Source organism: Companilactobacillus suantsaicola, assembly GCF_004745525.1.
GTDB lineage: Bacteria > Bacillota > Bacilli > Lactobacillales > Lactobacillaceae > Companilactobacillus > Companilactobacillus suantsaicola.
Genome location: NZ_RKLY01000058.1, coordinates 1 through 2,880 on the forward strand (window position 1 = coordinate 1; position 2,880 = coordinate 2,880).

The 2,880-nt window shown below is 35.6% G+C and carries 2 protein-coding genes and 1 pseudogene; all 3 read right to left on the bottom strand.

Features of this window, described 5'->3' with window-relative positions:
• Positions 1-144 precede the first annotated feature (144 nt).
• A complete protein-coding gene (gene fucP, locus EGT49_RS12545) occupies positions 145-1,452 on the bottom strand; it encodes an L-fucose:H+ symporter permease (protein WP_179949635.1) in 1,308 nt (435 codons plus the stop codon).
• Positions 1,453-1,461: 9 nt separating this feature from the next.
• Complete coding sequence (gene rbsK, locus EGT49_RS12550; RefSeq protein ID WP_218960999.1) at positions 1,462-2,397, bottom strand: ribokinase; 936 nt, start codon at positions 2,395-2,397, stop codon at positions 1,462-1,464.
• 2 nt (positions 2,398-2,399) lie between these two features.
• Positions 2,400-2,762: pseudogene (locus tag EGT49_RS12285) on the bottom strand (SIS domain-containing protein); the annotation flags it as partial.
• Positions 2,763-2,880: the final 118 nt, after the last annotated feature.

Sequence of the window (2,880 nt, forward strand, 5' to 3'; positions counted from 1 at the left end):
TTACTTGGCGGTGAAACGACTGAAGACGTTTCTTTACTAGTATATAGAAATAAGGTCCAGAAATCATTAGGATTTCTGGACCTTATTTTTGTCATCTAGGACTTTTGTCCCAAACTCTTGAAAAGTCTGTAAATTTTTCTTACCTCAATTCTTTAAATGCTTTTTATCAAATTCAAACTCACTTAGAAAATATATAAAAACAATTGTCATTCCTATTGCTGGAAGTAAAAATGAAAATTGCATATTGGTAATATCAGATAATAATCCTTGAATCATCGGTATGATGGCTCCACCAACAATTGCCATCACAATAAAAGCACTGGCGGTTTCTGTATGCCTTTTGTCATCAACTATTTCCAAAGTTCTAGCAAAAATCGTTGGCCAACAAGGTCCAAACACTAAGCTGACACCAATTGCTGCATAAATAGCCGTAATGTTAGGAACAAAAGTTATATAAAAGATTAATACGGTCCCAATTAATGAATAAATCATTAAAACTTTAGTCTCAGAATACTTCGATAACAAGTAACTAGCTAAGAATCGGCCGATAAAGAAGCAAATATAACTATAAAGCATGAAGTTAGCAACGAATCTTTCGTTAAATTGTGGGAACATCTCCAGAGCTAAACGCATCGTAAATGACCAGACACCTGTTTGTACACCAATATAAACAAATTGTGCCCCAACACCTTTCCAATAGCGTTTCCGTTTCAATAAATATTTTACTGTTTCTAAAAATGTTGCACTCTTTTCATTTTGTTTTGCTTCAGGTTTGCCAGAGGGAAACTTAGTAATTGCAAATAATATTATCATTACGATCAAAACAATTAAAACATATTTATAAGGAACCAAAGTCCTAGCTAACGCTTTCTGTCCAAACTGTTCGGCTGCTTCCTTGCTCATACTGGCCATTTCTTCTTTCAGATTTCCATCCGTAAAAATTAAGTATTTACCTAACAAAATACCGATGATATCACCCATGGCATTCATCGTTTGTGAAATGTTTAGTCGGACTGTTGCAGACTTTCTTGGTCCTAATAAAGAACTATATGCATTTGCAGATGTTTCTAGAAAGCTCAATCCGATTGCCTCAACAAAAATGGCAAACAGAAAGATTTGATAAGTAACTAATCTTGAAGCTGGAAAAAATAGGAAGCATCCTAATGAAAATGCGGCTAATCCAGCAATAATCGCCAACTTATAACTATTTTTTTTGATAAAAATTGATGCTGGGATAGCAATCACAAAGTATCCACCGTAAAAAGCACTCTGTACAAAAGCCGTTGCAAAATCACTTAACGAAAAAACAGCTTTAAATTGTGTAATCAAGATATCATTTAAACTAGCCGCAATCGCCCACAGTGCAAATAAAATTGTAACTAAAATAAATTGTAAAGACGGAATCTTATTTAAATAACCATCAGGTTGTTCAATCCACTTGACCTTATCCATGATTCACACCTACGCTTTGACTTTAACTTTTTGATTAAGAAAAGTATCTACCTCTGCCTTCGTTGGCAATGAAGGTTGTGCTCCCATTCTTGTTACCGCAATTGCCGAAACTGCTGAAGCATACGATAAGGAGTCTTGGATTGATTCATCATTAGCCAATCCAAAAGCAAATGCACCAATAAACGAATCTCCTGCTGCCGTGGTATCGATTGCCTTAACTTCATATGAAGGAACTTGAATTTCAACCCGTTTATTTACAAAGTAGCTTCCCTTCTCACCAAGTGTTATCAAAACATTTTGATAACCTTGTCTCAATAATTCTTCAGCACTTTCCTTAACTCCTTCTTGAGAGCTAGTATCGATGCCCGTCAAAAGTTGTGCTTCATGCTCATTTGGTGTCATATAAGTAACAAGTGACGCATAGCGTAAATCTAATTCTTGAGCTGGAGCAGGATTTAGTATTATCACTTTATGATATTTACTTCCTAATTCAATTGCCCGATAGACTGTTTCAATGGGAATTTCTAGTTGTAAAACAATGATATCTGCGCTCTGAACAACTTCCACTAATTCTTCTAAATCATCTGGTTTGAATTGTAAGTTTGCACCTGGAATAACCACTATCCGATTCTTTCCTGAGTCATCTAACTGTGGATTCCCAATACCTGACATGGCTTTATCAGTAAATAAAATATTATCATTTTTAACATTATTAGCTTTTAACGAATTAATTTGATCTCTCCCAAAAGCATCATTTCCAAGTTCTCCTAGCATTTCGACGTTTCCACCTAATCTAGCAGCTGCTATTGCTTGATTAGCTCCTTTACCACCAGTGAATTGATTGAAAGTTTCACCAATAATAGTTTCGCCTTCTTGGCAGAATCTTGCTGACTTGACTACCAAATCTGTCATAAAACTACCAATAACCAAAATTTTTTTCATCATAATCACCCTTTCAATAATCCTTCTTTAAGTAGCCTTTGACCTAGCGCTCCACCAGGATGAAACATAGCAAAATTACGTTCATTAAATCCCTTTAACTCAGACAAGGTTAATGCTAAAGCGTCTCCTGTCGCTAAGACCGCCGTTGAACTTTTAGTCGGAGCTAAATCAAATTGATCAGCCTCACCTACTACTGGTACTTCCAATAAGTAATCCGCTTCTTGAGCTAGATTTGATCTGGAATCTTTTGTCATGGCTATTATTTCAGCTCCAATTCTATGAATTGGTTTGATTGGTGCCAAGGCTTCTTTAGTTTCTCCAGAATTTGAAATGAGAATTACTAAATCACGATTAGTAACCATCCCTAAGTAAGCAGTAAATAACCGACCGTATTGATTTTCTGATTTCTTTCAGAACGCAAAAACACCCGACTTTCTTTCCAGAAAGTCGAGTGCTTTTTCTTCTATAATTGTTGGTTTAGGCTTC

What these genes read in the sequence shown, in the direction of transcription:
- fucP (WP_179949635.1), bottom strand. Translation starts at nt 1,452, where the DNA reads ATGGATAAGGTCAAGTGGATTGAACAACCTGATGGTTATTTAAATAAG.
- rbsK (WP_218960999.1), bottom strand. Translation starts at nt 2,397, where the DNA reads ATGATGAAAAAAATTTTGGTTATTGGTAGTTTTATGACAGATTTGGTA.